The organism is Haloarcula sp. JP-L23, from assembly GCF_011602445.1.
Taxonomy (GTDB): Archaea; Halobacteriota; Halobacteria; order Halobacteriales; family Haloarculaceae; genus Haloarcula; species Haloarcula pellucida.
Genome location: NZ_CP050014.1, coordinates 596241 through 620922 on the forward strand (window position 1 = coordinate 596241; position 24682 = coordinate 620922).

23 protein-coding genes are annotated in these 24682 nt (G+C 65.8%); 11 read left to right on the forward strand and 12 right to left on the reverse strand.

Annotated features, from left to right (window positions below):
* Positions 1-4: 4 nt before the first annotated feature.
* Positions 5-1519, reverse strand: a complete 1515-nt coding sequence (locus G9465_RS02880; RefSeq protein WP_166967362.1) for a hypothetical protein — start codon at positions 1517-1519, stop codon at positions 5-7.
* A 144-nt stretch (positions 1520-1663) separates the two neighbouring features.
* Here G9465_RS02880 and G9465_RS02885 point away from each other — a divergent pair, with 144 nt between their 5' ends.
* The gene (locus G9465_RS02885; protein WP_166967364.1) at positions 1664-2101 is read left to right on the forward strand and encodes a TRAM domain-containing protein; all 438 of its coding nucleotides are present in this window, start codon (positions 1664-1666) and stop codon (positions 2099-2101) included.
* Positions 2102-2149: 48 nt separating this feature from the next.
* Positions 2150-2932 carry an SDR family oxidoreductase gene (locus tag G9465_RS02890; protein WP_166967366.1) on the forward strand — a complete coding sequence of 261 codons (783 nt, stop codon included), beginning with the start codon at positions 2150-2152 and terminating at the stop codon, positions 2930-2932.
* On the opposite strand, the gene G9465_RS02895 is transcribed toward G9465_RS02890, so the two are convergent.
* Positions 2929-3159 (reverse strand): hypothetical protein, encoded by a 231-nt coding sequence (locus G9465_RS02895; RefSeq protein ID WP_166967368.1) that lies wholly within the window; start codon positions 3157-3159, stop codon positions 2929-2931. The genes G9465_RS02890 and G9465_RS02895 overlap by 4 nt on opposite strands.
* Before the next feature lie 319 nt (positions 3160-3478).
* On the reverse strand, positions 3479-3772 hold the full coding sequence (locus tag G9465_RS02900) for a hypothetical protein (RefSeq protein ID WP_166967370.1): 294 nt from the start codon (positions 3770-3772) through the stop codon (positions 3479-3481).
* A gap of 245 nt (positions 3773-4017) precedes the next feature.
* Between G9465_RS02900 and G9465_RS02905 the strand changes: the two genes are divergently transcribed.
* From G9465_RS02905 to G9465_RS02915, 3 genes are all read left to right on the forward strand, one after another.
* On the forward strand, positions 4018-4554 hold the full coding sequence (locus G9465_RS02905; RefSeq protein ID WP_166967372.1) for a hypothetical protein: 537 nt from the start codon (positions 4018-4020) through the stop codon (positions 4552-4554).
* 273 nt (positions 4555-4827) lie between these two features.
* Complete coding sequence (locus tag G9465_RS02910) at positions 4828-5769, forward strand: replication factor A (protein ID WP_166967374.1); 942 nt, start codon at positions 4828-4830, stop codon at positions 5767-5769.
* A complete protein-coding gene (locus tag G9465_RS02915) occupies positions 5770-6381 on the forward strand; it encodes an RPA family protein (RefSeq protein ID WP_166967376.1) in 612 nt (203 codons plus the stop codon). It begins immediately after the preceding gene.
* 29 nt (positions 6382-6410) lie between these two features.
* Here the strand turns inward: G9465_RS02915 and G9465_RS02920 are convergent, their stop codons facing one another.
* Entirely contained in the window at positions 6411-6827 is a 417-nt protein-coding gene (locus G9465_RS02920) for a VOC family protein (protein WP_166967378.1), read from the reverse strand.
* Positions 6828-6954: 127 nt separating this feature from the next.
* Between G9465_RS02920 and G9465_RS02925 the strand changes: the two genes are divergently transcribed.
* Positions 6955-7386 (forward strand): CopG family transcriptional regulator, encoded by a 432-nt coding sequence (locus G9465_RS02925; protein ID WP_166967380.1) that lies wholly within the window; start codon positions 6955-6957, stop codon positions 7384-7386.
* 187 nt (positions 7387-7573) lie between these two features.
* On the opposite strand, the gene G9465_RS02930 is transcribed toward G9465_RS02925, so the two are convergent.
* The 8 genes from G9465_RS02930 to G9465_RS02965 all read right to left on the reverse strand — a co-directional run bounded on the left by G9465_RS02930 (position 7574) and on the right by G9465_RS02965 (position 18984).
* Positions 7574-9415: an IucA/IucC family siderophore biosynthesis protein gene (locus G9465_RS02930; protein WP_166967382.1), complete on the reverse strand. Its 1842-nt coding sequence runs from the start codon at positions 9413-9415 to the stop codon at positions 7574-7576.
* 3 nt (positions 9416-9418) lie between these two features.
* Positions 9419-10783, reverse strand: a complete 1365-nt coding sequence (locus tag G9465_RS02935) for a lysine N(6)-hydroxylase/L-ornithine N(5)-oxygenase family protein (protein WP_166967384.1) — start codon at positions 10781-10783, stop codon at positions 9419-9421.
* Positions 10780-11412, reverse strand: a complete 633-nt coding sequence (locus G9465_RS02940; protein WP_166967386.1) for a GNAT family N-acetyltransferase — start codon at positions 11410-11412, stop codon at positions 10780-10782. The genes G9465_RS02935 and G9465_RS02940 overlap by 4 nt, the downstream gene beginning before the upstream one ends.
* Positions 11409-13217 (reverse strand): IucA/IucC family siderophore biosynthesis protein, encoded by a 1809-nt coding sequence (locus tag G9465_RS02945; protein WP_166967388.1) that lies wholly within the window; start codon positions 13215-13217, stop codon positions 11409-11411. The genes G9465_RS02940 and G9465_RS02945 overlap by 4 nt, the downstream gene beginning before the upstream one ends.
* Positions 13214-14701, reverse strand: a complete 1488-nt coding sequence (locus G9465_RS02950; protein ID WP_193571730.1) for an aspartate aminotransferase family protein — start codon at positions 14699-14701, stop codon at positions 13214-13216. The genes G9465_RS02945 and G9465_RS02950 overlap by 4 nt, the downstream gene beginning before the upstream one ends.
* Entirely contained in the window at positions 14698-16068 is a 1371-nt protein-coding gene (locus G9465_RS02955; RefSeq protein ID WP_166967390.1) for a diaminobutyrate--2-oxoglutarate transaminase, read from the reverse strand. The genes G9465_RS02950 and G9465_RS02955 overlap by 4 nt, the downstream gene beginning before the upstream one ends.
* 315 nt (positions 16069-16383) lie before the next feature.
* Entirely contained in the window at positions 16384-16836 is a 453-nt protein-coding gene (locus G9465_RS02960; protein WP_166972867.1) for a DUF5814 domain-containing protein, read from the reverse strand.
* A 123-nt stretch (positions 16837-16959) separates the two neighbouring features.
* Positions 16960-18984 carry a glycogen debranching N-terminal domain-containing protein gene (locus G9465_RS02965; RefSeq protein WP_166967392.1) on the reverse strand — a complete coding sequence of 675 codons (2025 nt, stop codon included), beginning with the start codon at positions 18982-18984 and terminating at the stop codon, positions 16960-16962.
* A gap of 171 nt (positions 18985-19155) precedes the next feature.
* On the opposite strand from G9465_RS02965, the gene G9465_RS02970 reads away from it, so the two are divergent.
* The 5 genes from G9465_RS02970 to G9465_RS02990 are packed head-to-tail and all read left to right on the forward strand — an operon-like array spanning position 19156 to position 24661.
* Positions 19156-20544, forward strand: coding sequence for an ABC transporter substrate-binding protein (locus G9465_RS02970; protein WP_166967394.1), 1389 nt, complete (start codon positions 19156-19158; stop codon positions 20542-20544).
* Between the two features lie 26 nt (positions 20545-20570).
* Complete coding sequence (locus tag G9465_RS02975; RefSeq protein WP_227015687.1) at positions 20571-21464, forward strand: carbohydrate ABC transporter permease; 894 nt, start codon at positions 20571-20573, stop codon at positions 21462-21464.
* A complete protein-coding gene (locus tag G9465_RS02980) occupies positions 21461-22357 on the forward strand; it encodes a carbohydrate ABC transporter permease (protein ID WP_227015689.1) in 897 nt (298 codons plus the stop codon). Before G9465_RS02975 ends, G9465_RS02980 begins: the two co-directional genes overlap by 4 nt.
* A gap of 2 nt (positions 22358-22359) precedes the next feature.
* The gene (locus G9465_RS02985; RefSeq protein WP_166967398.1) at positions 22360-23520 is read left to right on the forward strand and encodes an ABC transporter ATP-binding protein; all 1161 of its coding nucleotides are present in this window, start codon (positions 22360-22362) and stop codon (positions 23518-23520) included.
* On the forward strand, positions 23513-24661 hold the full coding sequence (locus tag G9465_RS02990) for an ABC transporter ATP-binding protein (RefSeq protein ID WP_166967400.1): 1149 nt from the start codon (positions 23513-23515) through the stop codon (positions 24659-24661). Before G9465_RS02985 ends, G9465_RS02990 begins: the two co-directional genes overlap by 8 nt.
* Positions 24662-24682 lie beyond the last annotated feature (21 nt).

Below are 24682 nucleotides of genomic sequence, written 5' to 3' on the forward strand. Positions count from 1 at the left end.
CGGTCTAGCGCGGCCGGTCCCGCCAGAGGACGCCGGCGAGGACGAGCCACACGGCGAGGACAGCGAGCCAGAGCGGCACCGGTGGGACGTCCGAGCGCCCGGGTGCGCTCCGGTCGGCACCGGCCTCGGGCCCACCGGCGACGCCGACGCGGTCCGTCGCTGCCCGTCCAGTGTCCTCGTCACTCTGCCGTCGCATCGCGTCGTCTACGCGGGTCGCGGTATGGTCGGCCCGCCCGTCGGCCATCGTCGCCCGGTAGGGGTCGGTCCCACGCTCTCGCTCCGCGTGCGTCGAGACGCCGTCACCGTCGGGGTCCGCCGGGACGGGCGGTGCGGGGCCGGTAACGGCCTGCCGCACGAACGCGTCGAGGTCGCGGCCCGCGACGGCCGAGACCGTCTCGGCGAACAGCGAGAGGGTGACTTGCTCGTCGGACCGGGAGAGCCGTCGGAGGACGGTCGCGAAGGTGCGTTCGCCGTCCGTCGCCTGTCGGATGTGGACGTCGAGGGCGGCGACGACGCGGGTTCCCTTGTCGTACTGGACGTCGGGCGAGGACCACGTCGACGGACGGGTGAGGTCGGCGTCGCGGTACCGGTCGGTCGTCACACGCCGTCGGTAGCGGTCGTAGTCGATGCGGCCCTGCTGATACGTCATCCGGGCGGCGTAGTAGTCGGCGCTCCCCTCCTCGAGCCACGCCATCCCGGCGCTGGTGTGGTAGGTCTGGCGCGTGTGACGGTACTCGTGGACCCAGACGTTGGTCGGTACCCCGACGCGTTCGCCGGCGTTGACGAGGGCGACGGGAGCGCCGTTCGAGGGGGTGTACCCGCCGACGGCGAGACTGTTGGGCGTGGCGATTACCGTCACTGCGTCGTGGGTATCCCCGATGGTGGTCGAGCGCTGTGCGTCCCCGATGGTATCGAGGACGGCGACCGTGTCGGGTTCGAGCGTCGCCGCGTCGGGGACGACCAGTCGCACGGTGCCGTCCGGCGTCGTCCGGGTTATCGTCTCGTGGGGGCCGACGAAGACGGCCGTCTCCCCGCCGACGCCGCGCTGTCCGGCCGCGACCGCCATCGTCTCGTTCCAGCCGGGGTCGGGGCCGGTCTGCCAGCGCCAGCGAGCGTGGAGCGCGACCTCACGGCGGACGACCAGCGCCCACTCGGCGGTGTCCGCGGTTCGCTGGCCGTACGCCGTCCGCAGGCCGACTGGCACGGTGTAGGTCACGGAGACGGTGTCGCTGCTGCCGTCCCAGCGCCAGCGATTGCCGGTCGACGCGAGGCCGTCGGCGCTCAGGACCGTCGTGTTCGTCGGTGTGCGGACCGAGAGGTCGCTTACACGGTCCGGCACGTCGACGACGGCGGTGACCTGCACTCGGCCGACCTGCTCCGGGAGGCGGTCGACGACGTAACGGACGTCCATCGACTGGACGTCGTCGGCGGCGTTCGCCTGCGACTCGGTGGCCAACACGGACGGAGCGCTGACCAGAATCGAGAGACACAGCAGGACTGCCACGGCGTGGGACCGCATGTGTGTTTGCTCCTCGCTATCGTGTGACAAATTGTCATTCCAGAATGAAAAAGCGTTCGCCGGGTGAACGCGCGTTCCCGACGGTGAACTGCCGCCCTCTGGCAGGTCGCAAGCGTTTTGCCCGCGGCCCATCTACGCGATGCTATGCCCGACTGTCCGCTCGCAGACGAATGCCCCAGTTTTACCGAACGTATCGAGGGCATGGGCTGTACGCACTACGGCGACCGAGGTGGCGCCGAGTGGTGTAATCACTACAACCAGCCCATCTCGGACCTGAAGAGTCAACCCGTCAAGCCCGGACAGGAAGTCGTCGTCACCGTCGACGACATCCACGAGAGCGGTGCCGGCGTCGGCCGGACCGAAGACGGGTTCATCGTCATGGTCGACGGCGTCCTGCCGCCGGCGAAGTCCAAAGTCCAGATAACCAAGGTCCGCTCGAACCACGCACGAGCGGAGGAACTCGAACGCCTCGAACTCGACGAGGAAGACAGCGAGGACGACGATGAACGGGGCTATCAGGGCGACGATGACGACGAGGCGGACGAACGGCTCGGCAGCCGCGACAACTTCTGGGGCAGCTAGGGACAGTCACCACGGAACTTTTTGGGTCACTCGACCGTCGGGTCGGCTATGGACCTCGAACTCGACGGCAACGCCGCACTGTGTACCGCCGCGACGAGTGGACTCGGCCTCGCGAGCGCGGAGCGACTCGCGAGCGAAGGGGCCGACGTCGCCGTCTGTGGCACGACGCCCGAACACGTCGACCGGGCGCGCGAGCGGCTGACGGCGGCCGGTGACGGTGACGTACTGGCCGTACAGGCCGACATCACCGACCGCGACGAGATCGAAGCACTCGTCGAGGAGACTGTCGAGACGTTCGGCGGCCTCGACCACGTCGTCACGAGCGCCGGCGGTCCCGCGCCGGGGTCGTTCCTCGACACGACCGAACGGGAGTGGTACGGTGCCTACGACGTACTGGTGATGAGCGTCGTCTGGACCACGCGGTTCACCTACCCGTACCTGCGCAACTCCGAGGCCGGCACCGTCGTCAACATCACCTCCCGGTCGGTACGTGAGGTCATCGACGACCTCGTCCTCTCGAACTCGGTCCGGCGAGCGGTCATCGGGCTGATGAAGACCCAGTCTCGCGAGTTCGCGCCCGAAGTGCGGGTCAACGCCGTCCTCCCCGGCGCCCACGAGACGCCACGCATCGAGGAACTCGTCGAGGACGCCGTCGAACGCGGCGAGTACGACTCCTACGAGGCCGGCATCGAGTCGTGGTCGGACGCCCCGCTGGAACGGGTCGGCCAACCCGAAGAACTCGGCGACGTGGTGGCGTTTCTCTCCTCGCCCCGGTCCTCGTATGTCACCGGGACCGCCCTCCCGGTCGACGGCGGGGCGATGCGGAGCTAGCGACCCGGTCGCTGGAAACGGTCCCTGCTGGACCCGCCGACCGCGAGTTGCCAGACCAACAGTCCCAGCGAGAGGAGTGCGACGGCCGCCGTCGCGATGTAGCCGGTTCCTCCCACCTCGTACAGGTGTGTGGGAAAGAGGGCGGCCAGTACCAACAACCCGACGGCCGAGAAGCCGGTCAGCAAGGGAAGGACCGTGAGCCAGAAGCGCCGCGCCATCCCGTCCATACTGCCTGCGTCACCGGCGACGGTAATGACACTTTCCCCGACAGTGGGCCCGCGCTGGTCGCCAACGATCCCGCCACCCCGTCCAGTCGAAACACACCTTTCCGTCGGTCCTCGGGGCGTCTCGCTCGAACGAGATCTCGATGAATGGCGAAATATGGGAGACACACCTGCTGGGAACGGGGCCTCTCGCCGACAACTGGTCTGTGTGACCGACGTGCAAACCCCCCTGTTTCCACTGCGGACCGGCGCGACCCGAATCGTTCGACCAACTGTTACTTCCGGGACCGTTCCTCGCCGCCTCGGCGCGGGCCGAGGGTAGTCACCACGTCTCGACGGTGCCGTCGCGGATGTCTTCGACACAGCCCTGACAGTCGGGGTGGTCGGCGTCGAAACAGTCGGGGCGAGAGACGGGGTCCAGCGAGACGGCGCGGCGCTCGGCGTGACGTCGACAGACGATTCGCGCCCGCCCGTCCTCGTCGCGGGGGAGGCCGGCCAGCGCGGCGCGTTTTCCGTCGCTGTACGCGCGCTTTGCCTCGGAAAGTTGGTTCCCGACCGACCGGAGCGTCCCCTGGATGAACCGCCCGAGTCGGGCCTCGTCTCGTTCGTCGCCCATACCACCACGTAACGACTGCCGGCAGATGAATCTTCTCGCGTGCCGGGGAACCGTCCACTCTCGCGGCGGGCCGCACTGACGGACCTCGGCGGCGGAAACGGGCCCCGATTCCGGTGACGTTCGTTTAACCCGGATTAAAACACCGGTTAGCGGAACTAAATGGCTTGAATACGGGTTAATCCGGGTTTTCTGCTTTCCCCCTTGAAGTAGCACTGGTCCACAGAGTCGGGTGGAGTCAACGCACGATGAAGCTCACACAGATTACCGGCGCGCTGCTGGCCGTCCTCGTCATCACGGGGTCGGCGGCGGCGCTGCCCGCGGCGGCAGGCGCACAGGCTTCGGACAACGCGGACGGCGCACAGGCCGACGAGTACGCGGACGAGAACGCCACGGACGCCGAGGACCACGCTGCCGACAGCGAGGCGACCAGCGAGACCAACGAGTCTGACTCGGACGCCGCGGAAGCGAACGCGAGCGCGGCCGCCGAGAGTCAGGGCCCGCCCGCTGACGTCGGCCCGGACGGCGAACGCGGCCCGCCCGCGGACCTCCCCGAACAGGTGCCGTCGTTCGTCAGCGAGATTCACTCGCTGGTCCAGCAGCACATGGCCGGTGACCTCGACGGAAACCTCGGCGAACAGGTCAGCGACGTCACCCCCGACGACGCTGACGACAGCGACGACGAGAACGAAGACGAAAACACTGCGAACGACGACAGCGACGACGAGACGACCGAGACCGAAACCAACACGGATAGCGACGAGACGACCGACAGCGAGCAGTAACCCGACTGATTCTTCGCCCGTTTCCCAGACCCGACCCACGTAGCGACGCACGCTTGACTCGTTCGCCGGTGACACTCCGGGTCGCTCCACTCGTTGCACGACACCAGAGCCACAGCAGCGGTTCGTCTGACCACGTTTCTCTCGCCGCGACGCTGCCTGCGGCGTCGCTATCGTCTGGTTTCACTTTCACCGTGCCGTGGGAGGGTTTATACATGAAGCCGACCAAGCGTCGATTGTCTCCCATCGAAAACAAGGCGGAGACAGTGACAGCACATGACTGCATCAGATTTGCGTACACAGGCAGAAGAGATACACGAGCAGTTTGCCGACCAGCTAGACATAGACGTCGACGACGTCGAGGACCGCCTCGACACGCTGGTCAACGAGTACAAGGTCCCCCTCAACGAGGCCCGCCGGAGCGTCACCAACACGTACCTCGACGAGGCCGGGATGGACCGCGACCAGCTAGGCGGCGGTGGCGGCGGCAACGAACAGGTCGAGGTGGCCGACGTCGATTCGCCCGAGGAGTGGGTCGACATGCGCGTCACCGTCGTGGAACTGTGGGACCCGCGCGCCGACGCCGTCGCACAGGTCGGCTTGCTCGGCGACGAGACGGGCACTATCAAGTTCACCAAGTGGTCGAAATCCGACCTTCCAGAACTGGAGGAAGGGAAGTCCTACAGCCTCCGGAACGTCGTCACCGACGAGTATCAGGGCCGCTTCTCGGTGAAACTCAACCGAACGACGACCATCGAGGAACTCGACGAGACCATCGAAGTCGGCGACGACAGCGTCGAAGTCGAGGGCGCACTCGTCGACATCCAGTCGGGGTCGGGGCTGATCAAGCGCTGCCCCGAGGAGGACTGCACCCGCGTCCTCCAGAACGGCCGCTGTAGCGAACACGGCGAGGTCGAAGGCGAGTTCGACCTCCGCATCAAGGGCGTCTTAGACGACGGCGAGGAGGTCACCGAGGTCATCTTCGACGAGGAGGCCACGGAGAAACTCACCGGCATCACCCTCGAAGAAGCGAAGGAGATGGCGATGGACGCGCTCGACACCACCGTCGTCGCAGACGAGATGCGCGAGGACATCCTCGGGCGCTACTACCGGGTCACCGGACCGACGTTCGGCCGGTACGTCCTCGCGGACGACCAGGAGCGACTGGCCGGACCAGTGGATGCAGACGAAGTGCTGATCAAAGCGAGGTCGATCTAAATGGCGAGCACACCAACCCGCGAAGTCGCCCGACGCGTCTTCGCCCGCGAGTTCAACGACGCGAGTTACACGTTCAAGGAGTCCGACGACGACCGCGCCCCGGTGTACGTCCTCCTCCCGACGGGCCAGCGCGCCAACCGCGTGTTCCTCGTCGGAACCCTCACCGAGACGGAAGACGTCGGCGAGGACAGCGAGTACTGGCAGGGTCGTGTCGTCGACCCCAACGGCGACACGTTCTTCATGTACGCCGGGCAGTACCAGCCAGACGCCGCCTCGATGCTGCGGGAACTGGAACCGCCGGCGTACGTCGCCGTGGTCGGCAAGCCACGGACCTACGAGACCGACGAGGGCGACGTGAACGTCTCGGTCCGCCCCGAGTCTATCTCGCAGGTCGACGAGGCCACGCGCGACCGCTGGGTCGTCGAGACGGCCGAGCGAACGCTGGAGCGTATCCGTCGATTCGGCGACGCCGACCCCGAGGCTCCCGACGTCGACGAGTACATCCAGATGGCCCACGAGGAGTACGGCGACGACGTCGAGCGGTACCGACAGTCCGTCGTCGGCGCCCTAGAGAGCATGCAGGACGAGCAAGCGGAAGCGAGCGCCGACTGAAGCCGGCGCCCGCGGTTCGGTCTTCTCTCTCAGGTCTCAAGCAGTTCGACCAGCGTGCCCTCCGGGTCCCGCAGAAAGCAGATGCGCGTCCCGCTCTCGGTGGTCTGTGGCTCCGAGAGCGTCTCCACGCCGTCGGGCAGGCCTTCGTAGACCGCATCGAGGTCATCGACTTCGAGGCCCAGGTGGGTCGCGCCGGGTTGGTTGAGGTCGCCGTCGGAGCGGGGCTCACCTTCAGGCGTGTACTGGACGAGTTCGACGCGGGCGCCGCCGGCGTCCAGATGGGCGAAGTCGGCGCTGGCGCCATCGACGCCGACGCCGGTCGCGAACGCCTCGCCGCCGACGGAGAACCGCGAGACGACCTCCAACCCGAGGACCTCGCGGTAGAACTCGACGGCGCGTTCGAGGTCGCTGACGGTGACAGCGTAGTGGTGTGCGGTCGCGTCCATGTGCGAGGCGGGGAGCGGGCCGGGCTAAATTGCTTCGCTCTTCGGGCGAGTTTATTCCGCCCGTCGCCGCTGCGTGCCAGCGTCTGACAAACGATTAAATACGATGAGTGACGAGTAGGACACAACGATGGGGAACAAGAACAAGACCATCTCCTTTCGCGTGAGCGAGGACAAGTTCGAGACGCTCCGCGAAATCGCGGAGGAGCGAGACATCTCCCTCTCTGCGGTCTTTCGAGACTACGTCGACACGCTGGTGGCCCACGACGGGCAGGTGAAGGTCGCGCCGGAACACGAACTGGAAGACGCAGCCGAGGAGAGCAGTACCGAGAGCTTCCCGCCGAAAGTCGAGGTGCCAAAGAGCTTCGTCCGCGAACACGAACGCCTCGAACTGGAAGCCGAACACCTGCGCGAGCAACTCGAAGAACACAAACGCTACGTGACGAAACTCCGCCAGCAACTCGACGAGATGGACCAAGACGAGGTCATCCACTTAGAAGACTTAGACGAGGGCGACGAGGAGGACGCCTCCTACCGCATCGGCAGTTTCGAGGACGTCTGAGACGCCGTCTGGGGCCGCCACCGACCACTGTTTCTCCGCTCTCCTCCGTCGACGGCTGTCAGCGTCGCTACGAACGCGCCCGACGCGGCAGTCGGCCGTAGCGGTGTCTCATACGACCGGCTGTACAATTTCGAACGGAGTCGCCACCCGAGGTGGCGACTATCGTCACGGACGACAGCCGGCAGTCTCAGTCGTCGTCAGCCTGTTGACGCGCCACGTCGTGCGACTGCCCGCTTGCGACCTCGTGGAGGGGATTCGTCACTGTCCCGTGTTCGCACGCGTGGGGGCGACCGGGCGCGTCGTCGTACCCGTACTCGAAGATGCGGTTCCGGTTGAGCGTGAGTTTCGTGAACTCGGGTTCCAGCAAGTCGAACAGTTCGAACCGGTCTTCGAGTTCGGGGAACTGCTCCTGATAGTCGAGTATCGCGTCCCGCGCGTGGGTCCAGAACCGGTCTTCGGGGTACTCCTCGTGCGTTTCGAGGATGTCGGCGACGTACCGGAGGACACAGACGAACAGGCCGGAGAAGATGAACTGGCAGAGCCCTTCCGGGGGCTCCTTCCGGAGAACGTCGTGCATGTCCTCGGAGAGCCGTTCCAGTTCGGGCAGTGGCTGGTCGCTGACGTTCACGTCGTCGACGAAGTCCTTGACGGCCAGTCTGGACGGGACGCCGTCGTCGTCGAGGACGAGCATCGTGTTCTGCCCGTGGGGAGAGAACACCGTCCCGTAGCGATAGAGGAAGTGAAGGAGTGGCGGGAGGACCGTCTCGAAGAACGCTTCGAGCCACTCGTCCGTCGTAAGTCCCGACTGCTCGACCAGTCGCGAGACGTAGGGCACGCCCTCGCCGTCGACGTGCATCAGCGCCGAGAGGGTTATCGCTCGCTCGTCGTCGTCGAGGAAGGTGTAGATGGACTCGCGCCAGACGGCGCCGAGCAACTCGTGGTACTGGTACGGCGACTCCTCGATGTCGGTGAAATCAGCGTGGTCGTAGTTGACGCCGGCTATCTCGCCCGGCAGCACGAGGCCCTGTTCCTGCAGGTAGTCGTCCTGCTCGTAGATGTCTTTGATGTACTCGGTGACCGTCGGCGCGAGTTCCGTCCGCTCACCCGGTAGGCCGCGCCAGACGAGCGTGTTGAGGATGCGCATCGGGAGTTTCACGTGGTGTTTCTCGTCGTCGTCGACGTTGACGAACGTCCGGACCGACTGCTGTGGGAGGTACTCGTCCGGTCCTTCGCCCAGCGGCACGACGTCGTCGGCGGCGATGTGGTCGGCGAACAGGGGGACGATGCTATTCTCCCACTGCCAGTCGTGGACCGGGAGGAAGTAGTAGGCGTCCGGGTCTAGCCCTCGGTCGGCGAGGCGGTCACGGAACACGTCGTAGTGGTCGCCGAGTTCGCGCCGGACCAGCGAGTCGTGGGAGACGTCCTCGGTGCCGACGAACGTCGACTTCGACTTGCGGACGGCGGCCCACGAGAGCGTTACGGGCTCCTTGGCTTCGGGTGCGTAGGCCCGGTAGTCGTCGTACCCCCACCCGAGGCGACCCTTGTTGTAGGTTATCCACGGGTGGCCCTCCATCTCGCCTTCGAGGTGGGCGTAGTCGAGGTCTGTGGGGTCGAAGTCCTCGCGGTCCCGTTTTCGGGCCTCGATGTGGGCATCGGCCAGCAGCGTCCGCTTGTACTCCCGGACGAGGTTCCCCTCGGTGAGGCCGTCGAGGTCGGTCGTCTCGCCGAGGTCACGGAGCAGGCGAAGCGGGTCGTCGAGCCGTTCCCACTCCCCGTCCGCGCGCCGTTCGACCGTCCCGTCGTCGACGCTGAGGCTGTCCAGCAACCGCTCTGTGGCCTCGAAGCGATAGCTCGTCTCGCCGAGGTCGAAGCGGTAGACGGCGTGGTCCCCGTCGCCGTCGACCGCCCGTGGGTCGAGTATCTCCTCGTAGGCGAACTCCTCCAGCATCTTCGTCAGGAGGCGTCGCTCGACGGTCTGCCATACGTCTGTACTCAGTGCGTCTCGTCGCGTGGTGTCGTTGGGATTCATGAGTTAGTCGTCCTGCGCGGGGGTCGGTTCCGGCCCACGCTGTCGGGTGGTATCGGGGGCGTGTTCGACGAACTGTTCGACGGAGAAGTCCTGATAGACGGTGTCCGCGTCCTCGGGGTAGGCCTCGCGGCCGAGGAGTCGGTTGACGAACCGCGTGTTGCGGTGACAGCCGAGGCCGAGGTCGGGGACGCCGACGCCGTGGGTGTGCAGGTCGGCGTTCTGGAGGAAGACGTCGCCGGGCACGTCGATTTCGAGGCGGTGGTCCTCGGTCACCTCGAACCGACCCCGTTCGTCCCACGAGATGGCGTCTTCGAGCGGTTCGAGGAACCCCGGCATGGGGCGCTCGTAGCCGGTCCCGAGGACGACAACCTCGCTCTCGTGGACGAACGACGTCTCGGCCTGCCACTGGTGACAGTCCAGCGCGTAGGCGTCGCCCGCCGACGCGATGTCCCGCACCTCCGTCATCGCGAACAGGCCGACGTCGGGGTCGCGGTCGCCGATGGACCGACGGTAGAGCAGGTCGTAGATCTCGGCGCTCGTCCCGGGGTCGACGCCCTTGTACAGCAAGTCCTGATTCGGGACGAGGTCGTCTTTGGTCTCCTGCGGGAGGTCGTAGACGTACCGCTCGTACTCGGGCGTGAAGTGCTGGAGTCCGAGTTTCGAGTACTCCATCGGGAAGAACCCGTCAGAGCGGGTGAGCCAGTCCAGCCGGTAGTCGTGGGCCGACTGGCGTTCGAGCAGGTCCTGAAACACCTCGGCGGCGCTCTGGCCCGACCCGACGACCGTGACGGAGTCCGCGTCCAGTACACGGTCGCGGTTGAAGCGGTACTTCGCCGTGTGGAAGACGTCTTCCTCGGGGTGGCCCTGCAGTTGCTCGGGAACCTGTGGCCGACTGCCGACGCCGAGCGCGAGGTGCTCGCCGCGGTACTCGAAGCGCTCGTCCGTCTCCGGGTGGCGTGCGGTGACGACGTAGCACTCGTCGCCGTCGTCCCAGCGAACGTCGGTCACCTCGCGGCTGAACCGACACGAGTCGAGACGCTCGGCGACCCAGCGGAGGTAGTCGTCGTACTCCCGGCGGGGAATCTGGAACGTCTCGTAGAAGTAGAACTCGTAGATGCGCCCCGTCTCCCGCAGGTAGTTGAGGTAGCTGTGGGGATTCGTCGGGTCCGCGAGGCTCACGAGGTCGGCGAGGAACGGCACTTCCAGCGTCGTCCCCTCCAGCAACATCCCCTCGTGCCAGTGGAACTCTGGGTCGCGTTCGAGGAACGCGGCGTCGACCTCTTCCTCGACGCCGTCGAGCATGGCCGCGAGGCCGAGGTTGAACGGGCCGACGCCGACGCCGACGACGTCGTGGACCGTCTCGCTCATCCCCACACCCCCGTGGTCGGGACGGCCGTGGCGTCTGCGAGGACTTCTGACTCGAAGTGGTCGCGCTCACAGACCAGCAGCAGGGCGTCCTTCTCGGCTTCCTCGAAGTGGAACTCCCCGCGTGGCTCGAACCCACACTGCTCGAAGACGTGGACGACGCGGTCGTTGCGTACGTCCGGTTCCGCGACGACGCGTTCGGTCTCGGAGTGTCGGAACTGCATGGCGACGACGGCCCGCAAGAGCGAGCGCGCGTAACCGTTCCCGAGATACTCCTCGGGGCCGATGAGCAGGTGGACGCCCTGGTCGGCCGGGTCGGCGTCGTAGTGGGCCGCGACGTCGTCCTCGGCCGCCCAGTAACACTCCCAGTAGCTCATCGGGACGTGGTCGAGACAGCCGACGTATGGCGTGAGGTGGTCGTCGTCGAGTTTCGCCGCGAGACGGTCGCGGAACGCCGGGAGCGGCAGGTCGAGTTGCCAGTACGGCTTGACGTGGTCGCTGGAGAGCCACGCGTGGAGTCGGCCGAGGTCACGGTCCATCGCGGCCTGTCGGAACGATATCGTGCGGTCGATGCTCGGGTCGTAGGTCTGGTAGTCGTACGCCGTCGCGATAGTCGCGTCTGGTCCTGTCATGCGTCGAGTTCGGTGACGAGCGGGTTCGTGACGTCCGTGTAGACGGACTGGTCTTCGAGGTCGTTCTCCAGTTCGTCCAGTCCCCGGAAGCGCGTCAGCAGGTTGGCCTTACAGGGGACCGTGGGCGATTCCAGTAGCGGGGCGAGAAACTCGGAAGAGGGACGGTCGTACCGGTCGCGAGCGCGTTCGAGTTCCTCGCGAAGACACGCCAGCAGACGCCGTTCGTCGACGAGACCGGCGCTCCCGAACGCGTTGACCACGTCGAAGGCGTTGTTCAGGACGACGTAGTACCGCAGGCGCTCGTCGGCGATAGCGTCCGGACAGACGGTGTCGGCCCGTTCGCCGACGCCCGGCAGGTACGTCTCGACCCGGTCGTACTGCGATTCGGGGAAGTAAAAGCCCTGATTGTCCCGGTAGCGGAACTCGCTGGGGTAGCCGTCCGCATCGAGCGTGAGCACCGAGTTCTGCTGGTGGGCCTCGACGCCGACACCCTGTTCGAGGTAGAGCCACAGCACCGGCCGAATCGCGGTTTCGAGATACCGACGGAACCAGTCCTCGCTGACGGCTTCGGTGGCGCGGCCCTCTCGGTCGGCGATGTCGGTGACGAGGCGACCGAGACGCGACTGCCCCACGACGGCGTCCTGACAGAGCGCCACGAGCGGCGTCGACCGCTCGGCGAGTTCGCCGCGGAAGGGGTTCGCCCGGAGGACGGTTTCCAGTCCAGACTCCTGCTCGTCGCCGACGTCGAGTGCGAGATAGGCCGGGTCCCGAACCACGTCGAAATTCGGGAACGCCGCGTCGAGTTCGTCGCCGAAGGCGGTGTCGAGCAGTTCCGCGACGGCCACGCCACGCTCGAGTTCGGGTCGCTTGTTCGTCCGGACGGAGTTGGTTATCTGGACGTTCAGCGAGGACTTCACCATGAACGGTGCGTCCGGGGCGTACAGCGTCCGGACCGACGTGGTCGGGTAGAACTCACGACCGACCGGCCCGAGGTGGGAGAGGCCGTCGCCGAGGTGTCGCCGGACGTGGGGTTGGTCGAGTAGGAACGCCGCCTGCCACGGGTGGACCGGCAGCAGCACGTCTTCGCTCTCGACGTGGTTCTCGACGAACGAATCGGACACCGCTGGGTCCTCGCGGAGCGCGTCGCTCACCCACGCCGCCGCGTCCGTATCGAGGGCCGACTCGGCCGCGACGATGTCGGGCGACGCTCGGAAGTAGTGCAGTGGGAACGACCCCGCCAGTTCCGGCGCGTACGTCTCGCGGTTCCGCTCGGCGATGCCCTGCCGACTCTTCGGCGTCGGGTGTCGGTGGTGGCCGAACACCAGCGACTGTTCGGCCTCCCGGAACGTCTGGTCGATGGCGGCGTGCGGGTCGTCCGTCCGTGCAGTGACGAACGTCTCGACGTTTCGCTTGCTCCGGAGGACGCGCTCCAGTAACGCGTCCGGCACGGCCTCGCCGTCCCGTTCGAGCGAGAGGTCTTTCACCACGAGCGAGGCGAGCGTCGCCGCGTCCACCGGCTGGGTCGTTCCGTCGGGGAGACGGTACCGGACCGGTATCTCGAACAGGTGGCGCTCGGTCGGTGAACGGTGGGCGAGCGGCGCGAGTAGGTCGACGCCCTGTTCCGGCAGGCGTTTCCGGAGGAGGCCGTCGGGACCTGGGTCGATGCCGGCCACGGGGTCTTCGTGTACCTCGTAGTCGCCGGTTTCCCGCAGATAGCAGTTGAGGAACGCGTGGACGGTGGCCGCGTCGGCCCGCTGTTCCGGGTCGACGGCGGCCGCCTCGTCCCGTTCGACGCCGAGGCTCATGCGCTCGCCCCCTGCTCCGTGAGCGCACCCCGTCCACAGTCCCGGAGCACGTCCAGCATCGCGGCGACGTCGTCGAGCGTGGCCGTCGGGTTCAGCAGCGTGAACTTCAGGCTCGTGACGCCGTCGACGTCGGTTCGGGCGACGAGCGCTCGCCCGTCCGCCAGCAGTCGCCGTCTGAGGTCTGCGTTCAGCCGACTCACCGCCTCGTCGGTCATCCCTTCACGTGGCCGGTAGCGGAAGACGACGGTGTTCAGCGTCGGGTCCGAGAGCAGTTCGAAGTCCTCGGCGTCGTCGAGGAGCGCCGCCGCGTCGGCGGCGAGGTCGAGCGTTGCCTCGACGAGCGCCCCGAACCGCTCGCGGCCGACGGCGCGAAACGCGACGTACGGCTTCAGCGCGTCGAAACGGCGCGTCGTCTGGACCGACTTCGCTACGAGGTTCGGGACCCCGCCCTCGTCGTGGGCCTCCGGGTTGAGGTAGGCGGCGTTACGCGCCATCCACCGGAAGTCCTCGCCGTCCCGGACCAGGAACGCCCCGCAACTGATGGGCTGGTAGAACAGTTTGTGGAAGTCGACGGCCAGCGAGTCCGCGCGTTCGATGCCCGAGAGCATGCCGGCGTGGTCGTCGGTCAGCGCCAGCGCGCCGCCGTAGGCCGCGTCGACGTGGAACCAGAGGTCGTGCTCCGTGGCCCGGTCGGCGAGGTCGGCGAGGGGGTCGACGGCGCCGAAGTCGGTCGTGCCGGCCGTCCCGACGAGGGCGAAGGGCCGCCGGCCGCGGTCCGTGAGGTCGGCGAGCGTCCTATCGAGAGCGTCCACGTCCATCCGGCGCTCCTCGTCGGTCGGCACCGTGACGACGGCGTCCTCGCCGAGACCGAGGTGGTGGGCCGCCTGCTTCCCGGTGAAGTGGGCGGCCGCCGAACAGACGATGCGGAGCGACTCGGCCTCGGTCGGGAGTCCCTCGGCCTGTACGTCCCGACCGAACGCCCGGTGGCAGTACCGGTCGCGGGCGAGCAGGAGCGCCTGAAAGTTCGACTGCGTTCCGCCGCTGGTGAAGACGCCGTCCGCGCCGTTCGGGAGGTCGAACAGGTCACAGAGCGCGTCGACGACTCGCTGTTCGAGGACCGTCGCGGCCGGTGCCTGATCGAAGGAGTCGAGCGACTGGTTCGCCGCGGTGAGCATCGCCTCGGCGGCCAGCCCCGGCACCATCGGCGGGCACTGGAGGTGGGCGCTACACCGCGAGTTCGACGTGGCGACCGAGCGTGCAAGCACCGTCTCGGCTACCTCGTCTATCGCGGCGTCGAGGCCGACGCCGTCCTCGGGGACGACCGGCGCACCGAACTGTTCGGCGAGTGCCTGCGGCGAGTGACCCGTGTACGGCGCGTCGCGGTCTGCGACCGTCTCGACGACGGCGTCGGTCGCCCGGGCCATCGCCTCGCGGTAGGCCGCATCGCCCGCCTCGGACCCGAGGAACAGGTCAGAAGCGCTCACGCCGCCACCTCCGCGGGGGCCTCCTCGTTCAGGACGGCGGTGACGGCCTCGTCGAAGATGGCCGCCACGTCGTCTATCTGCTCACGCGAGACGACGAGCGGCGGGAGGAACCGCGCGGTGGCGCTGTCGCGACCGCCGAGTTCCACGATGAGACCACGGTCGAAACACTCGGCCTGGACGGCCGCCGCGAAGTCGCCGTCCGGCGCGTGCGGGCCGGCACCCTGCCAGTCGGCGTCCGGGTCGACGAACTCGACGCCGAGCATCAGGCCGCGGCCGCGGACGTCACCGACGGCGTCGACGCCCTCGGCCGTGGTTTCGAGGTGGTCGCGCAACCGGGCGCCCATCTCGGCGGCGTGGTCGTCGAGGTCGTTTTCGAGGACGTAGTCGATAGTCGCCTCGCCGGCCGCCATCGCCAGTTGGTTGCCGCGGAACGTCCCGGCGTGCGCGCCGGGTTCCCAGACGTCCAGCGACTCGTCGTAGACGACGACTGACAGCGGGAGGCCGCCGCCGATGGCCTTCGAGAGGGTGAGCACGTCCGGGACGATGTCGGCGTGTTCGAAGGCGTACGTCTCGCCCGTCCGTCCCAGTCCCGATTGAATCTCGTCCAGAATCAGCGGGACGTCACGCTCGCGCGTGATGCGCCGTATCTCTCGAAGCCACGTGTCGGGCGCGGGAATCGCCCCGCCCTCGCCCTGCACTGGTTCGAGAATCATGCCCGCCGGGTCGGTGATGCCGCTCTCGCCGTCGTCCAACAGGTTCTCGACGTACTCGCTGGCGATGCGAGCGCCCTCCTCGCCGCCGACGCCGAACGGACACCGGTAGTCGTAGGGGAACGGCAAATGATGGACGTCGTTCATCAGCCCCGGTATCGGCTCTTTGGCGTCAGTGTCGCCCATCAGCGAGAGCGCACCGCTGGTCATCCCGTGATAGGCGCCCTGAAACCCGAGGACGCTTCGGTTGCCGGTGGCCGTCTTGACGAGTTTGAGCGCCGCCTCGACGGCGTCGGTCCCGGCCGGGCTACAGAACTGAACCTTCGCGCGCTCGCTGAACTCCTCTGGGAGGCTCTCGAACAGCGAGTCGACGAACCGCTCTTTTGCGGGCGTGGAGATGTCGAGCGTGTGAATCGGCCGCTCGGCCGCCAGCGCGCGCTCCATCGCCTCGACGACGCGCGGGTGGTTGTGTCCGAGCGCGAGAGTTCCGGCCCCCGCGAGACAGTCGTAGTACTCGTTGCCGTCCATGTCAGTCACGGAACATCCCTGTGCGTCGCGTATCGCCAGTGGCAGGTGGCGGGGGTAGGTCCGCGCGCTCGACTCCCGGCTGGCCTGCTGGGAGAGGATGGCGTCGTTGCCGCCGTCCACGTAGTTCATGGCGTGACCCCTCCGAAACCGCCCGGTGTGACCCTTCGATACCGCTCTCGTCGTGTCTTCGACTCTCGCATACAGGCTTTAGGCCAGCCTAAAAGAATATAAAACCACTAGACTTTAGGTCAGCCTAAAGCAACACGCGGCGATAGTATTTAGGACAACCTAAAAAGTAACACTCCGGGTATTTAGGTGTGCCTAAAATCTGCTCGGCCGCCACTGTTCGGAACAGTCGCACGTAGAACTGGTTCGCCAGTGGCGCGGACACCGAGCGACGGCTACGGTCAGTGTCTCACTTCTGACCGGGCGGCGGCCAACTCGCTACACCAGCCGGTTGCGTCGCCGTTGTACTTCTTCGGCGACCTCTCGCTCCCCGTCTACGTCCGCCAGCGTCTCCACCGCTTCGAGAGTTCGGACCGAGTCGTCGAGAAAGGAGAGCACGTCGCCGGGATAGGCGTACAGCATGTAGTCGTCGCTCATCACGTCGACGATGGCGTCGGGGCCGAGCCCCTGTTCGCGCAGTTCCAGCAGATAGGCGACGAACTTCCGCTCCGGACAGCCACAGTGGGGCGCGGCCTGACAGTCACAGTCCATGAAGTCCTCCGCGAAGTCGAGCACTCGCTCGCGCGAGGCGTCGTCGAGTTTGGCCAGTCCCTCTCCCTGAAAGAGGATGTCGAGCGTCGCTCCCTTGAACGCGCCCTTCGGGAAACTCGTCTCTAGCTGGGAGGCGAGTTGCTGGTGGTTCTTGACGTATATCTTGTCCGTGATGGCCACGCTGGGGGGCGTATAGTCACCGACCGTGTAAAAGCGTCTCGGGACTCCCGCCGCCGCCTCAAAGTGCGTATCGGCCTCCGTCGCCATCTGTGGAATCGGCACACCGACTCGGTGCCGTCGGCGCTAGCGTTGTCGCTCTATCTCTCCCCAGCAGTCACGTACGTGGTCGAGAGCGCGCTCCGGGAACAACGACGACGACCGGGTGGAGACGATGGTCCCGTCGTCGGTGGGTTGGAGTCCAAACGCGGCTCGGAGCAGTGCGAACGGAGCGCCAGCGCCCCACGCCTGCGGGACACAGGTTGCCGGGTAGGGAGTCGGTTCGGTTTCGCGGTCGAATCCACAGTAGAGTTCCGGAAGTCGTTCGTGTCGTGTACTCGCGCCGGCGTCGAGGACGTGTCGCCCAATCTGCTCTGCGACATCGCCGTAGCCGTAGCGGCTGAGTCCGATGGCGATGAGCGACGTGTCGTGTGGCCAGACGCCGCCCGCATGATACGATACAGGACTGTAGCCAGCGTCGGTGGCGCTCATGGTTCGGACTCCCCATCCGTCGGCCAGTTCGGGCCGCTGGAGCGTCTGGACGACCGTCTCGTCTCTCGACTCTGGGACGAGTCCGGTCCACAGACAGTGGCCGACGTTGGACGTCACCGCGTCGACGATATCTCCCTCGCCGGTCTTCGCGAGGCCGTAGAACGAACGGTCTGGGAGCCAGAACTGGTCGTCGAAGGTGCATTCGATAGCCGTGGCCTGTTCACGGTAGTCCGCACAGCGGTCCATCGAGACGTCGGGAGTGACCTCGCGACGGGCTACCTGCGCGAGGAGAGAGCTTCCACGCCGGAGGGCGGCCGCGGCGTACCCCTGCACCTCTGCGAGGGCGAGCGGTCCGTCGGCGGTCGATCCGTCAGCGAACCGAACGCTCGCCGTCGTGTCTTTCCAGCCCCTGTGTGCGAGGCCGGTGTCGGCGGTCGTATAATAGAGAAACGGATCGTCGGGTCCGGACGTACTCGTGTCGTATATCCAGTCGAGGGCCGCCCGTAACGACCCGGCGAGTTCGGTGGCTAACGCCGGACTCCCTCGCCAGTCACAGGTCTCGGCGAGCAGGAGGACCCACAGCGGCGTCGCGTCGATAGTGCCGTAGTACGGCGTGTGCGGCACGATCCCGCGGGCCGCGAGTTCCCCGTGGCGCTGTTCGTGGAATATCTTCCCCGGTTCCTCTTCGCGGCCCTCGTCGTCTCGCTGGCCCTGATGTGCCGCGAGATACCGCAACGTTCCGGTCGCCAGTTTTGGGGCGACCGGGAGCGCTTGATAGGCCGTGATGAGCGAGTCCCGACCGAACGGGGCGACGAACCATGGCGTACCAGCCAACGGGACGTAGCCGTACTCGGTATCCGTGGTCAGCGCGCGGAGGTCCGCAGCGGCCTGCTCAACCACGCCAGCGACTTCATCGTCGGCCGTAGGGACGGCAGGGATATCGACGCGGTCTGTGTCCGTCGCCAGCGTTTCCGCTGGGGGGAGCGTGTCATCGAGACCGATTCGGGTCGTCACCGTCGTGGTATCTCGCGGCTTGACGGTGAGCGAGAATCGCGCTTCGTCGTCAGAGAGGCCCGAGGGGACTGGATCGAAGGCGATGGTCGTCGAGTACGCCGTGTCCGCGTCGCCGTGTGCGAACGAGTAGGCCTTACGGACAGTGTCGTCCGAGACGCGGGTCTCGACCGTCCGGTCAATGTCGGCTTCGAACCCCCGCACTTCGAACAAGTCGGCGAAATCAGCCTCGAACCCGAGTCGTAACTCCACTGACTGGGGTTCCGGTGAATGGTTACGGACGGTGACGGTCTGGACGGCACCGTGTCCCTCCGTCACGCTGAGGCGGCGTGTGAACGACCGGTCTGTGTGTTTCGGGACCTCTCCGGTACCGGTCATCGCGTTCACCTCGGTCGTGGCCGGAGCGAGCGTCTCGGTTCGACTCCGTGGAGAAACCAGCGTCGACTGAAGTCGTGTCAACGTTCCCGTCGCGACACCGCAGGACAGTCGAGAGAGATACCGCGTATCCCGGTCGTACAGCCCGCCGGTGTCACCGGCGGTGATATCGGTGTGGTCGGCGGTCGGGAACACCAGGTACGTATACCCGTCCACGAGCGTCTCCTGAGCCATCTGTTCACCCTCGTCTGACGGTTTCACGCGGGTCGGAAGCTGATTCGGCTTGGATTGCAACCATGGTCCAGAGTGTGACGGGCAGAAAAATAACACTTTGGATGAAAACAACAACTCCAAGAGGTTGTTATCCAATAGAGTTTTAAATGATTGTTACGAACAGTTCTGCATATGCCTCCGCATGATAACACGGGACATGATCGGGCGGCGGAAACGCAGCGACGGTCGCTGAGTCGGCGGCGACTCCTCGAACTGGGTAGTATCGCGGCCGCAACCGGACTGGCTGGATGTGGTGGGGGCGACGGCAACGATGGCGGCGATGGCGGTGACGGCGACGGTGGTGGACAGGAGACCGCGAGTAAGATCGGGTACTGGAACATCCACAACGGCGACGACTTTCGGGAACCGATCAACACCATCGTCAGCAATTTCCAGGAGAGTGCTGGGATGACTGTCAATACTCGATACGTCGACAACGACGACATCTCCGAACAGTTGTCGAGCGCGGTCGCGTCAGATACGTTGCCGAACGTGGGACTGCTGGCGATTCAGACGATTCAGCGACTCGGTGCCGACGGCACGCTGTCCTCAGAGAGTACGACGTCTGTCGTCGACGAGGTCGGTGAGGACGACTTCCGGGACGGGCCGTTACAGTTCATGGGTGACGGTGAGGGAGGGTACTACGGCGTTCCGGCGGACGCGTGGGTCCAGGGCATCTGGTACCGCAAGAGCGCGTTCGAAGAGGCAGGTCTTGAACCGCCCGTGACTTGGGACGCCATCCTCACGGCGGCCGAGACGTTCCACGACCCGGACAACGACACGTACGGTATCGGGTTCGGGACGCAGGTCGACGCGTATGCCCGCCAGTGCTTCACGCAGTTCGCGCGCTCCAATGGCGCGAAGGTCCTCGACGAGGACGCGAACGTCGTCTTCGACTCGCAGGAGATGGTCGAGACCCTAGAGTACTATCAACAACTGGGCCAGTACACGCCCGGCTCGGTCACGTTCAACGACACGCGGAGCCTCTATGGGAACCAACAAGAACACATGTTCCTCTACTCGTCGTACTTGCTCCCGGACCTGTTAGCCGACGAGGGCGAAGAGATGGTCGCCGATACGGGGCTCGCCCCGGCGACCGAGAAACAGCGACGGAGCACGTACGGGCAGGTACTCGGCCACTGCATCTTCGACGACAGCGACGCCAAACTCGCCTCGTCGAGAAATCTCGTCAACCACATCATGACCGGCGACTCGTACGTCAAGTGGGTGCACACCCAACCTGGCGGCACGATGCCGGTCCTCAAGTCGACCTCTGAGAGCGAGGCGTATCGCGACAACGAGACGCTCTCGGCGTGGAGCGACACCATCAATCAGATTTCCTCGGCGTTGGGGAACATGGACCGGTTCGACGTAGTCAACGGGACTCTCGTGCCGGAGTTCGGCCAGATATCTAGCCAGTCGCTGGTCGCAGAAGCGGTTAACCGCGTCTGCATCAAAGGCGACGACCCCCAGACCGTCGCGACTGAGCAGGCGGAAAAGATGCGTAGCGCGCTCGAATGATGTCTGTCGGAACTCGACTCGCGTCCGTGACGGGTCTCGAGCAGTACTTCGAGTCGCCGGCACAGCGACGAGAGACGCTCCTCGGTATCGGGTTGATTCTGCCGGCCGTCCTCCTCATCGGCGCGGTTATCCTCTACCCGATCGCTTACAACGTCTACCTCAGTTTCACCACCGTCCCGTTGAACCCGGACAAGGCGCCGACGTGGGTCGGGCTAGAGAACTACGCCGGGTTGTTGTCTAGTCCCCGGTTCTGGAACGCGTTCTGGACGACGCTCGTGTTCACTGTCGGGAGCACTGTCGTCTCGACAGTGGCCGGGTTGGCCGTCGCGATACTGTTCAACCGGGAGTTCAGAGGGCGGCGGCTCGCCCGCGGGTTGGTGCTGTTGCCACACGTCACCCCGATAATCGCCGTCGCGTTCGTCTGGCAGTTCATGCTCAGTCCGCTCTGGGGCGCGATTCCGAACATGCTCGCCCAGTGGGGGCTATACAGCAACAGTACGGGCCTGTTGGCCCAGAGTTCCACAGCGCTCCCCATGGTAATCATATTCTCGGCGTGGCGGAACTTCCCGTTCGCGTTCCTCCTCATCGTCGCCCGTCTCCAGGCGATTCCGGAGTCGATGTACGAGGCGGCGCGCATCGATGGAGCGGGTGCACTCGCCCAGTTCAAAGACATCACCTTCCCGGAGCTACGCGGGACCATCGCCATCGTCGTCTTGCTCAGGTTCATCTGGGAGTTCAACGCCTTCGCGCAGGTCTGGCTGCTCACGCGGCAGGTCCTCACACTCCCGATATTCGCCTATCAGACCGCCTTCGCTAACTTCGAACAGGGGACCGGTGCGGCGATTTCGCTCCTCCTGTTCCTCGTGCAGGTGATGTTCCTTATCGGGTTCGTCACGCTGTTCGGGGAGGACAAGATATGATACTCCGCATCTACACACAGGTCCGGTCGAGTCTGAGCGTCCTCAAAACGGGATACGACACCGATAGCCGACTCGGACACGTCGGGTTCTACGTGAGTCTAGGGCTGACGCTCCTCATCGCGCTCCTCCCGTTCTACGTAATGCTCGTCACGAGCCTCACCCCGGACGCTGCCATCTACTCGGACAACCCGTCGCTGCTCCCTGGGGACATAACGCTGTCGCAGTACACCGTGTTGTTCACCTCCCAGACGTTCGCGTTCACGAGCTACTTCTTCAACAGCGCGCTCGTCGCGCTGGTGACGGCGTCGTTCTCGCTGGTCGTCGGCGTCATCGGGGCGTACAGTTTCACGCGGCTGGAGTTCCCGGGCAACGGTATCGTGCGACGCGGTGTCGTCATCGTCTACATGCTCTCGGCGATTACCGTCGTCGTCCCGCTGTTCCAGTTGCTCGCGCGCTTCGGCCTCGTCGACACTCGGCTCTCCCTGTTCATCACGTACACCGTGAGTACGCTCCCGCTCACGCTGTACATGCTCTGGAACTACTTCGAGAGCCTGCCGGTCGAGATAGAGGAGGCGGCGCTCCTCGACGGCTACTCCCGGGTCGAGACTATCTTTCGCGTGGTCGTTCCCCTGAGCCTTCCGGTGCTCGTCGCCGCCTTCCTCTTCGCGTTCAAGATAGCGTGGAACGAGTACATCTTCGCGTCGGTGTTCCTCAAGTCACAAGCCAAGCTCACGCTCCCCATCGGAATCGAGCAGATGAACAGCAACTTCAACAACGTCTGGGGACAAATAATGGCGGCGTCGTTCCTCACCACGTTGCCGATTATCGTGATGTTCCTGTACCTCGAACAATACATGGTCAAAGGACTGACGGCCGGGGCGGTGGAGGGGTAACGATGTCTGAACACAGTCGTCCCGCGGCGGGGGACCTGACCGAAGACGGCTCGTCCGAGCGTACCGCCATCGGGGCGGTCGGTGACGCCGTCGGCGGTAATTCGGTCCAACTGAGCGCGCTCACGAAACAGTTCGACGAGACGCTGGCCGTCGACGGCGTGGACCTCGAGGTCGACAGTGGCGAACTGGTCGTATTGCTCGGTCCCTCCGGCTGCGGCAAGACGACGACCCTACGGATGGTCGCCGGGCTCGAACCGATAACAGATGGCACCGTCACTATCGGCGACCGGGACGTCTCGCGGACGATTCCACAGGACCGCGACGTGGCGATGGTGTTCCAGAGCTACGCGTTGTACCCCCACAAGACAGTCCGCGAGAACATCCGGTTCCCGCTCCGGAAGACGGACCTCGACGAGCCCGCGGTCACGGAGCGCATCCAGTCGACGGCGGCGCTCCTGAACATCGCGGACCTTCTCGACAAACAACCGGCCGCGCTCTCGGGCGGCCAGCGCCAGCGGGTCGCGGTCGGGCGGGCACTTGCACGGAACCCATCGGTTCTCCTAATGGACGAACCGCTGTCGAACCTCGACGCGAAGCTCCGCGTACAGACCCGGTCGGAACTCCGGGACCTCCAGCAGCGACTCGGCATCACGACGCTCTACGTCACTCACGACCAGGAGGAAGCGATGAGCCTCGCCGACCGTATCGCCGTCATGAACGGGGGACGTATCGAGCAGGTCGGGACTCCTGAGGAGGTGTACCGCCGACCCAACTCGGAGTTCGTCGCTGCCTTCCTCGGGGACCCCTCTATGAACGTCTTCGACGTCACCGACGAGGGCGGGCCAGTCGTCGATGCTCTCACCGCCACGAAGCCGCCGGGGGCGCGACGGGTCGGTATTCGACCCGAGGATGTCTATCTCGCGGGCGAGCGCACAGAGGCCGGACCTTCCGAGGAGACTTCCCCCATCGATTGCCGGGTCACGGTAGTCGAGCCCATCGGTCGCGCGTACGAACTTACGGTCGAAGCCGGGGGCCGACCCTTCGAGGTCCGAACCCGGTCGGTGCCGGAGAGCCTCGACCGTGGCACGTCGACGGCGGTGACGTTCGACGCGGACGCCATGTCGTACTTCGACGCCGACGGGAGGCGGATGGACGATGGTTGAACTCGACATCGACAGCGTCACGAAGCGGTACGACGACGCACAGGGGACTGAAACCGCCGTCAGCGACTTCTCGCTGACCGTCGAGGACGAACTGCTCGTGTTGCTCGGCCCCTCCGGATGTGGCAAGACGACGACGCTGCGGATGATTGCGGGACTCGAAACCGTCTCCGACGGGGCCATCCGCATCGACGGCCGCGACGTGACAGGACTCGACCCCAGCGACCGGTCCATCGCGATGGTGTTTCAGGACTACGGGCTCTACACGATGATGTCCGTCCGCGAGAACATGGCCTACGGGCTGAAGCACTCGACGGACCTCCCGGCCGCCGAGCGGGAGGCGCGGGTCGAGGAGATGGCCGAGATGTTCGACATCGCGGACCTGTTGGACCGGCCGGTGACTGACCTCTCTGGCGGACAGAAACAGCGGGTCTCGCTCGGCCGGGCGATGGTCCGCGAACCGGACGTCTTCCTCCTCGACGAACCGCTGGCGAGCCTCGACGCGAAACTCCGGTCGGAGATGCGGACGGAGCTCCAGCGCCTCCAATCGGAACTGGACATCACTACCGTCTACGTCACCCACGACCAGAAGGAAGCCATGACGATGGCTGACCGCATCGCCGTTCTCGACGACGGGGTCCTCCAGCAGGCGGGGCCGCCGGACCGGGTGTACGCGGACCCGACGAATCGGTTCGTCGCCGATTTCCTCGGAAATCCGTCGATGAACCAACTCTCGGCGGTCCTCGACCGACAGGACGGCCACCGATATACGGCCCGGTACCCGGTCGACGACCCGACGGTTTCGCTCGCTGCCGTACCGAGCGGAGTGACGAGCACCCCGGGAGAGGAGGTCGTCGTGGGCATCAGACCAGAGGACATCGACATCGACGCGCCGTCGACCGACGGGCCGACGTTCGAAGCGGAGGTCGTCGTCACGGAGTATCAGGGAAGCGATAACTTCGTCCACCTGCTGGTCGGTGAGACGGAGGTGACGGCCGTTTCGCCACCGAGCGTCAAACCGGAACCCGGTGATGCGGTCCATCTCAGCGTCTCGCCGTCGGACGTCTACCTGTTCGATGCCGAGACGGGCGAGGTGATAGCCACCAGTGCCCGTTCAGTCGCCGCACGGGGTCGAGACGCCTGACCCGACGTCCACGGTCGCACC

Coding starts and splice junctions, on each gene's coding strand:
- G9465_RS02910 (WP_166967374.1), top strand. CDS start 4,828: ATGACTGCATCAGATTTGCGTACACAGGCAGAAGAGATACACGAGCAG.
- G9465_RS02990 (WP_166967400.1), top strand. CDS start 23,513: ATGGTTGAACTCGACATCGACAGCGTCACGAAGCGGTACGACGACGCA.
- G9465_RS02895 (WP_166967368.1), bottom strand. CDS start 3,159: ATGGACGGGATGGCGCGGCGCTTCTGGCTCACGGTCCTTCCCTTGCTG.
- G9465_RS02880 (WP_166967362.1), bottom strand. CDS start 1,519: ATGCGGTCCCACGCCGTGGCAGTCCTGCTGTGTCTCTCGATTCTGGTC.
- G9465_RS02905 (WP_166967372.1), top strand. CDS start 4,018: ATGAAGCTCACACAGATTACCGGCGCGCTGCTGGCCGTCCTCGTCATC.
- G9465_RS02920 (WP_166967378.1), bottom strand. CDS start 6,827: ATGGACGCGACCGCACACCACTACGCTGTCACCGTCAGCGACCTCGAA.
- G9465_RS02890 (WP_166967366.1), top strand. CDS start 2,150: ATGGACCTCGAACTCGACGGCAACGCCGCACTGTGTACCGCCGCGACG.
- G9465_RS02980 (WP_227015689.1), top strand. CDS start 21,461: ATGATACTCCGCATCTACACACAGGTCCGGTCGAGTCTGAGCGTCCTC.
- G9465_RS02900 (WP_166967370.1), bottom strand. CDS start 3,772: ATGGGCGACGAACGAGACGAGGCCCGACTCGGGCGGTTCATCCAGGGG.
- G9465_RS02935 (WP_166967384.1), bottom strand. CDS start 10,783: ATGAGCGAGACGGTCCACGACGTCGTCGGCGTCGGCGTCGGCCCGTTC.
- G9465_RS02940 (WP_166967386.1), bottom strand. CDS start 11,412: ATGACAGGACCAGACGCGACTATCGCGACGGCGTACGACTACCAGACC.
- G9465_RS02970 (WP_166967394.1), top strand. CDS start 19,156: ATGCCTCCGCATGATAACACGGGACATGATCGGGCGGCGGAAACGCAG.
- G9465_RS02925 (WP_166967380.1), top strand. CDS start 6,955: ATGGGGAACAAGAACAAGACCATCTCCTTTCGCGTGAGCGAGGACAAG.
- G9465_RS02885 (WP_166967364.1), top strand. CDS start 1,664: ATGCCCGACTGTCCGCTCGCAGACGAATGCCCCAGTTTTACCGAACGT.
- G9465_RS02930 (WP_166967382.1), bottom strand. CDS start 9,415: ATGAATCCCAACGACACCACGCGACGAGACGCACTGAGTACAGACGTA.
- G9465_RS02985 (WP_166967398.1), top strand. CDS start 22,360: ATGTCTGAACACAGTCGTCCCGCGGCGGGGGACCTGACCGAAGACGGC.
- G9465_RS02915 (WP_166967376.1), top strand. CDS start 5,770: ATGGCGAGCACACCAACCCGCGAAGTCGCCCGACGCGTCTTCGCCCGC.
- G9465_RS02965 (WP_166967392.1), bottom strand. CDS start 18,984: ATGGCTCAGGAGACGCTCGTGGACGGGTATACGTACCTGGTGTTCCCG.
- G9465_RS02945 (WP_166967388.1), bottom strand. CDS start 13,217: ATGAGCCTCGGCGTCGAACGGGACGAGGCGGCCGCCGTCGACCCGGAA.
- G9465_RS02955 (WP_166967390.1), bottom strand. CDS start 16,068: ATGAACTACGTGGACGGCGGCAACGACGCCATCCTCTCCCAGCAGGCC.